7 protein-coding genes are annotated in these 7,140 nt (G+C 67.2%); 3 read left to right on the top strand and 4 right to left on the bottom strand.

Going from position 1 to position 7,140, the window contains the following annotated elements; all coding sequences use genetic code 11:
* The coding region (locus ACREPD_RS15230; RefSeq protein ID WP_431600102.1) for a hypothetical protein at positions 1-214 on the top strand (214 nt) is incomplete at its 5' end.
* Between the two features lie 83 nt (positions 215-297).
* On the opposite strand, the gene tyrS is transcribed toward ACREPD_RS15230, so the two are convergent.
* Complete coding sequence (gene tyrS, locus ACREPD_RS15225) at positions 298-1,509, bottom strand: tyrosine--tRNA ligase (RefSeq protein ID WP_431600101.1); 1,212 nt, start codon at positions 1,507-1,509, stop codon at positions 298-300.
* Positions 1,510-1,676: 167 nt separating this feature from the next.
* Between tyrS and ACREPD_RS15220 the strand changes: the two genes are divergently transcribed.
* Both ACREPD_RS15220 and ACREPD_RS15215 read left to right on the top strand, forming a co-directional pair.
* Positions 1,677-3,140 (top strand): peptidoglycan DD-metalloendopeptidase family protein, encoded by a 1,464-nt coding sequence (locus ACREPD_RS15220; RefSeq protein ID WP_431600100.1) that lies wholly within the window; start codon positions 1,677-1,679, stop codon positions 3,138-3,140.
* A 97-nt stretch (positions 3,141-3,237) separates the two neighbouring features.
* Positions 3,238-4,362, top strand: coding sequence for an anhydro-N-acetylmuramic acid kinase (locus ACREPD_RS15215; protein WP_431600099.1), 1,125 nt, complete (start codon positions 3,238-3,240; stop codon positions 4,360-4,362).
* A gap of 137 nt (positions 4,363-4,499) precedes the next feature.
* Here the strand turns inward: ACREPD_RS15215 and ACREPD_RS15210 are convergent, their stop codons facing one another.
* The 3 genes from ACREPD_RS15210 to ACREPD_RS15200 form a co-directional block, all read right to left on the bottom strand.
* Positions 4,500-4,727 carry a hypothetical protein gene (locus tag ACREPD_RS15210; RefSeq protein WP_421569931.1) on the bottom strand — a complete coding sequence of 76 codons (228 nt, stop codon included), beginning with the start codon at positions 4,725-4,727 and terminating at the stop codon, positions 4,500-4,502.
* An 84-nt stretch (positions 4,728-4,811) separates the two neighbouring features.
* Complete coding sequence (locus ACREPD_RS15205; RefSeq protein WP_431600098.1) at positions 4,812-6,185, bottom strand: AmpG family muropeptide MFS transporter; 1,374 nt, start codon at positions 6,183-6,185, stop codon at positions 4,812-4,814.
* A complete protein-coding gene (locus tag ACREPD_RS15200) occupies positions 6,182-6,982 on the bottom strand; it encodes an exodeoxyribonuclease III (RefSeq protein WP_421569933.1) in 801 nt (266 codons plus the stop codon). Before ACREPD_RS15200 ends, ACREPD_RS15205 begins: the two co-directional genes overlap by 4 nt.
* Positions 6,983-7,140: the final 158 nt, after the last annotated feature.

The raw sequence follows: 7,140 nt of genomic DNA, 5'->3' as shown, positions 1-7,140 counted from the left end.
CCGTCTCACCGAAGTGGACGTTGTTGCCGATGCTGCTTCGTCGTGCGACCCGGAGGTCTTTTCGTCGAAGCGAGCCGCCTATTATGTCAGGCTTTTCGTTTCCGTCAACACCTCATTTCGAGGTAGTTGGCGTCCGGTTCCTTCGCGGTTGCCGCCTTTCGGCGACCCCTGCGTCGGGGGAGTGAAAGTATGTCCCCAACCGCATCATTTGTGAAGGGGTGGCATGAAATTTTTTCACGGAACTGTGCATTCATTCATGCTGGTTTCGCGCCCGCAGGCGCGAAACCCTTGCGGCGCTTAGGCCGCGACCAGCAAGACGCGGGCGAAGTTGCGCTTGCCCACCTGCAGCAGGCCCTCGAAACCGGGCAGGAACACCTGCTGGGCATCGTCGACCACCTCACCATTGACCTTCACCGCACGCTCCTTGAGCTTGCGTGAGGCCTCCGAATTGCTCGGGGTGATCCCGGCAGCGGTAAGCAGCGCCCCGATCCGCAGGCCTTCGGCAGGCACCGGCACTTCCTGCAACGGCAGCAGCGACACATCGCCCTGCCCCGTCACGGCGGCGTTCCAGCCGGCAATGGCCAGTTCGGCCGCGTCGGCGTCATGGAAGCGGGTGGTGAGCTCGCGCGCCAGGCGCAGCTTCACCTCACGCGGGTTGAGGCTGCCGGCCTCGACCTGCTTACGCAGGCTGAGTGCCTCGGCCTGGCTGATATCGAAGGACAGCAGCTCGATCCAGCGCCACATCAGGTCGTCGCCGATCTTCATGGTCTTGGTCACCATGTCGATCGCCGGTTCGCTGATGCCAATGTAGTTGTTGAGCGACTTGGACATCTTGGCCACGCCGTCCAGGCCTTCCAGCAACGGCATGGTCAGCACGATCTGCGGCTTCCGCCCGTAGTGCTCCTGCAGGCCACGGCCCATGAGCAGATTGAACTTCTGGTCGGTGCCGCCCAGTTCGACGTCGGCTTCCAGGGCCACCGAGTCGTAGCCCTGCACCAGCGGGTACAGGAACTCGTGCAGGGCGATGGACTGCTGGGCCGCGTAGCGCTTGGCGAAGTCATCGCGCTCGAGCATGCGCGCCACGGTGTGCTGGCCGGCCAGGCGGATCATGTCGGCCGCGCCCATCTTGCCGAACCACTCGGAATTGAAGCGCACTTCGGTCTTTTCACGGTCCAGGACCTTGAAGACCTGCTCTTCATAGGTGCGCGCATTGGCCAGCACGTCGTCCTTGCTGAGCGGCTTGCGGGTGACGTTCTTGCCCGAGGGGTCGCCGATCATGCCTGTGAAGTCGCCGATCAGGAAGATGACCTGATGGCCGAGGTCCTGGAACTGGCGCAGCTTGTTCAGCAGCACGGTGTGGCCCAGGTGCAGGTCCGGGGCGGTGGGGTCGAAACCCGCCTTGACCCGCAACGGGCGGCCGCTTTCCAGACGCTGGCGCAGCTCCTCGATCTTGAGGACTTCATCGGCGCCACGGCCGATCTGGGCAAGGGCTTGTTCAATCGAAGACACGTACAACTCCCGGCGATGCCTTATTTACATGAATGACGTTAAGTACAAGTTAACCGCAAGCGCTTCACAAAAGCCAATAGGCACAAGGGTTTGACGCGATATTTATACATGTCTATGTTACCGACGTTTGGGCCCGCGATCCCGGGTCAGCCAGGAACACACCGACGATGCTGAATACCGATCAAGGCCGCGCGCGCAAGCAGCGCTTCAAGGAACGCCTTCACGTTCTCCACGATACCGCCCTGCATCGGAAGCTCAGGCAGCATCTCCCCGCCGCGTTCAACGAACGCTGGACCCGCCGCCACTGGATGCACGCCAGCCTCTTCGCCACCATCGGCGCGCTGGTAGCCACCATTGTTCCCGGCTTCTCGCACACCATCGAGGCGCCCTACTCGGTCAGCCATTCCACGCTGGCCCTGCCGTTGCCGCCGCTGTCGCAGGAACGCCGCCAGCAGGTGCCCGGCGACAGCTGGCAGGTGCTGCGCGTGCAGCGCGGGCAGACGCTGAGCAATCTGTTCGACGAAGCCGGCATTTCGCCCACGGTGATGCACCAGGTGCTCGACCACCCCGGTGCCCGCGAGGCGCTGACCAAGCTGCGCCCGGGCGCGGAGATCGCCTTCGACCTGCCGCTGTCCGGTGAGCTGCGCACGATCCGCTTCGACCGCGATTCCGACAACCGCGTGGAGCTGTCGCTGAAGGGCGACCAGATCAACGAGAAGGTGATCAAGCGCGAATCCTCGGTGCGCCGCGTGGTCGCCAGCGGTGAGATCACCAGCTCGCTGTACGCCGCCGCCCGCAAGGCCGGGCTGTCGCCTTCGGCCATCGCGACGATGACCGACGAGATCTTCAAGTACGACATCGACTTCTCCAAGGACCTGCAGCCCGGCGACCGCTTCAGCGTGGTGCTGGACGAGACCTGGCGTGAAGGCGAGAAGGTGGACACCAGCAAGATCCTGGCGGCGACCTTCACCTCGGGCGGCAAGACCTACAGCGGCTTCCGCTTCGACCGCAACGGCAAGGCCGAGTACTTCGACGTGAGCGGCCGGCCGCTGAAGAAGAGCTTCATCCGCATGCCGATCCCGTTCGCGCGGCTGAGCTCCAGCTTCGGCGCGCGCAAGCACCCGGTGCTGGGCAAGATGCGCATGCACAAGGGCGTGGACTACGCGGCCCGCACCGGCACCCCGATCATGGCGGCCGGCGATGCACGCGTGCAGTTCGCCGGCACGCAGCGCGGCTACGGCAACGTGGTGATCCTGGACCACGGCCGCGGCCACACCACGCTGTACGGGCACATGTCGCGCTTTGGCGCGATCAAGACCGGCCAGCGCGTGGCGCAGGGCACGGTGATCGGCTACGTGGGCTCGACCGGCCTGGCGACCGGCCCGCACCTGCACTACGAATTCCGCGTCAACGGCGTGCACCGCAACCCGCTTTCGGTGACGATGCCGCCGCCGGAGCCGCTGCAGGGCAGCGAGCTGGTGGCGTTCCGCGCGCAGACCGCGCCGGCACTGGCCCGGATCCAGGGCATGGAGAAGCTGATCTACGCCGACGCCAGCCCGGCGCCGACGCCCGGCAAGGCGGCCACCACCACGGCCAGCGCGGCCAAGCCGGCCAAGCCGAACCGCGGTTGATCGCTTAGGGCTGCAGCGCGCGCCTGATTGGCGCGCGCATTGACGGCGGCGACAGGTTGCGCGGAAGCTGCACGCACCTGTGTTGAACCGCCTGGCCATGACTGCATTCGATCCGCATACCCCGCTCTACCTGGGCCTGATGTCCGGCACCAGCGCCGATGGCATCGATGCCGCGCTGGTGCAGTTTCCCGCCGAGGGCGGCTGCCGTTTCATCGATGGCCTGACCCACGAATGGGCCGCCACGACCCGCGCCGAACTGGTGGCGCTGGGCGAAGGCGGTGAGCTGGGGTCGCTGGATACGCTGGGCAGGATCGACGCGCAGATCGGCATCTCCTTCGCGGCGGCCGCCAACCGCCTGCTGGCACAGGCCGGCGTCGCGCCCGCGCAGGTACGGGCGATCGGCTCGCACGGGCAGACGGTGCGCCACCGCCCGCTGGCCGATCCGGCCTTCACCTGCCAACTGGGCGACGCCAACCGGATTGCCGAGCTGACCGGCATCACCACCGTGGCCGACTTCCGCCGCCGCGATGTGGCCGCCGGCGGACACGGTGCGCCGCTGATGCCCGCGTTCCACCTGGCGATGCTGGGCACGGCCGATGAGGACCGGGCGGTATTGAACCTGGGCGGGATCGCCAACCTGACCCTGATTCCGCGCGAGGGCACGCCGCGTGGCTTCGATACGGGCCCGGCCAATGCGTTGATGGATGCCTGGTGCGAACGCCACACCGGCACGCCGTTCGATGCCGATGGGGCGTTCGCGGCCAGCGGCGCGTACGACGAGGCGCTGCTGGCGCGGTGGCGGGCCGAGCCCTGGTTCGCGCTGCCGCCGCCGAAGAGCACCGGGCGCGAGCAGTTCCATCTGGAATGGGCCGAGGCGGCGCTGGGCGACCAGCACCGGGCAGCGGCCGATGTGCAGGCCACGCTGCTGGAATTGACCGCCACCACGGTGGCCGATGCGCTGCTGGCCCACCTGCCCGGGGCGAAGCGGGTGCTGGTCTGCGGCGGCGGGGTGCGCAATTCGCAGCTGCTGCGGCGGCTCGGCGCGCGGTTGCCGGGCGTGGTGATCGAGTCCAGCGCGGTGCACGGGCTGGACCCGGATTACCTGGAGGCGATGGGGTTTGCCTGGTTGGCGCAGCGGACGCTGGACGGGTTGCCGGGCAATCTGCCGAGCGTGACCGGGGCGCGGGGGCCGCGGATATTGGGGGCGATTCACCTGGCGTGATGGGGTGAGGTGAACCGTCTGCCTGGTTCGAGGGTCATGCCGACATCGAACGTTGGTGGCGTATCGGCAGTCGACAGGGGTGCGACCCTACCGGCGGCAGCAGGCGCAGGCCTCCGTTCGGTGCGCGGCCTGGCGGGCTAGAAGGCTTTGACGTCCGGGAGGGCCTGGAGGGCGGCGATGGCTTCGGCCAAGGCGTCTACTTCCGGGTCGCGGAAGCCGCTGCGGACTTCCAGTTCGCTGGCGAACAGACCCTGCTCGAGCAGGACGACGCAGGTGTGTTCGCGGGTCCAGCCGCGCGCGACGGCAACCCGGCGGATCCGCTCGTTCAGCAGCGGATCCAGGTCTCGCAGCACCAAATCAGCCATGTGTTTCCCCTGTTGGCAACGCACCGCCCCCACGGCACAACAGGATCGATCATGGCCCAGCACCGGGGTGCGGGCAAGCGTCGGTCAGGACGCGGCCCGCAGATGGCGGCGCTGCTGCACGATCAGCAGGGCGCACAGGATGACCACCGGGATGCCGATCAGCGCGGTGCCGGTGAAGAACAGTGCATAGCCCTCGAGCAGGGTGCGACCCTGCGCCAGCGACTGCACCGCCCAGCCCGAGAACCCCTTGAGCGCCTTGCCGGGCATGGCATAGAACGAGCTGAGCAGGGCGTACTGGGTGGCGGTGTAGCCGATGCTGGTCAGGCTGGACATGTAGGCGATCAGCGCGGTGCCGGCGAAGCCCCCCGAAATGTTGTCGATCGCCATCGCGATGGCGAAGCTGGTCGGGTCCGGGCCCACATAGGCCAGCCAGGCGAAGGCGAGGTTGGACGCCGGGCCCAGTACCGCGCCCACCAGCAGGGTGGCCAGCACGCCCCAGCGCACCGACACCAGGCCGGCGGCGGCGATGCCGACGAAGGTGGCGATCAGGCCGATCGAACTGCGTACCGCGCCGACGGTTTCTTCGGACAGGCCCAGATCGACATAGAACGGGTTGGCCATCGGCCCCATGATGAAATCGGCCATGCGATACACGCTGATGGCCAGCAGGATCAGGATGGCGCCACTGCGATGCTCACGGACGAAGGCGACGAACGGCCCGACCAGCGCGTCGAACAGACCGCGCGGGGTCCACAGCGGGGCGGCCTGGGTCTGCACGGCGATCTGCGCGCGCGCCGGTTCGCGCGCCATCACCACGGCAACCACGCCCAGCGCCATCAGCCCGGCCATGATCTCGTAGGACATCTGCCAGCCCACCCGGGCGGCGATGAGCAGGATCAACGCGTCGGTGACCAGCAGCGCGGTGCGGTAGCCCAGCGCGGCGGTCGAGGTCAGCAGGCCCAGCTGCTCGCTGTTGTCCGCGCTTTCAATGCGCCAGGCATCGATGACGATGTCCTGGGTGGCCGAGGCGAAGGCCACCACGGTGGCCATGATGCCAAACACCAGCATGTGTTCCCACGCCACGCCCAGGATCAGGATCTGGCCGCCCTTGGGATGGACCACGGCCATGCCGATCAGGGCCGCAGCCACCACCGCCTGGGACAACAGCATCCAGCCGCGGCGGCGGCCGAAGCGGCCGAGCAGCGGGGCGTCGACCTTGTCGACGATCGGCGCCCACAGGAATTTCATCGAATAGGCCAGGCCCACCCACGACAGGAAGCCGATGGTGTCCAGCTCGATGCCTTCCTTGCGCATCCAGAAGCCGAGCGTGTTGCCGACCAGGTAGATCGGCAGGCCCGAGCTGAAGCCGAGCAGCAGCATGGCCAGCACTTTGCGCTGGCGCAGGTTGGCCAGCACCCGCTGCCAGGGGCGCTGGGACTTGGCGACCGCTTCGGTCATGGGGCGTAGTCCACCGTGAACGGGGCATGGTCGGAGAAGCGCTCATCGCGGTAGATCGAGCAGCCGCGCAGGCGCTCGCGCAGGCCCGGGCTGACGAACTGGTAGTCGATGCGCCAGCCCACGTTGTTGGCGCGGGCCGCGCCGCGGTTGCTCCACCAGGTGTAGTCCTCGCCGGTGGGGTGCAGCAGGCGGTAGGCGTCGCTCCAGCCCTGGCCGCCGGCGATGTCCAGCGCCTGGCCGGCGTCGGCGCACTGGCCATTGAGCCAGTCGCGCTCGGGCGGCAGGCAGCCGGAGTTCTTCTGGTTGGACTTCCAGTTCTTGATGTCCAGCGCCGAGCGCACGATGTTCCAGTCGCCGCACAGCACGTAGTCGCGGCCGCTGGCCAGCCATTCGGCCAGGATCGGGCGCAGCCACTCCATGACCTCGTACTTGAAGCCCTGGCGCAGGTCGCCCGAGCTGCCCGAGGGGATATAGAACGAGACCACGCTGAGGTTGCCGTAGCGGGCTTCGATATAGCGGCCTTCGTCGTCGAACGGGGCCCAGCCCAGCGAGGTGATGACCTGGTCGGGCTCACGCTTGCTGTAGATGGCCACGCCGCTGTAGCCCTTCTTGGTGATGGCGTCGCGGTAGAAGCAGTGGTGGCCGTCCGGGCGGAACATGGGATCGGTCAGCTGGTCTTCCTGGGCCTTGGTCTCCTGGATGCACAGCACGTCGGCGTCCTGGGCACGGAACCAGTCGAGGAAGCCCTTGGTGGCGGCGGAACGGATGCCATTGGCATTGAAACTGATGATGCGCATGCTGACCCGGGTCTGGAACGGTAACGGCCAAAGCATACCGGGTTGCCCGCCCCATCGGCTGGCCGGATCCGGCCATTGCAGGGGGTTGCGGCCGGTGGCCGCGAGCCTGAATTGCCGGTCATGCATTAGGATCTGCGCTCCAGATGAATTGAACAGAG

This window comes from Stenotrophomonas sp. (assembly GCF_050737075.1).
Taxonomy (GTDB): domain Bacteria; phylum Pseudomonadota; class Gammaproteobacteria; order Xanthomonadales; family Xanthomonadaceae; genus Stenotrophomonas.
This window is presented reverse-complemented; position numbering and strand designations above follow the sequence as displayed.

Excerpts from the sequence above, each read along its gene's own strand:
- ACREPD_RS15220 (WP_431600100.1), top strand. The coding sequence starts at position 1,677 with ATGCTGAATACCGATCAAGGCCGCGCGCGCAAGCAGCGCTTCAAGGAA.
- ACREPD_RS15215 (WP_431600099.1), top strand. The coding sequence starts at position 3,238 with ATGACTGCATTCGATCCGCATACCCCGCTCTACCTGGGCCTGATGTCC.
- ACREPD_RS15210 (WP_421569931.1), bottom strand. The coding sequence starts at position 4,727 with ATGGCTGATTTGGTGCTGCGAGACCTGGATCCGCTGCTGAACGAGCGG.
- ACREPD_RS15205 (WP_431600098.1), bottom strand. The coding sequence starts at position 6,185 with ATGACCGAAGCGGTCGCCAAGTCCCAGCGCCCCTGGCAGCGGGTGCTG.
- ACREPD_RS15200 (WP_421569933.1), bottom strand. The coding sequence starts at position 6,982 with ATGCGCATCATCAGTTTCAATGCCAATGGCATCCGTTCCGCCGCCACC.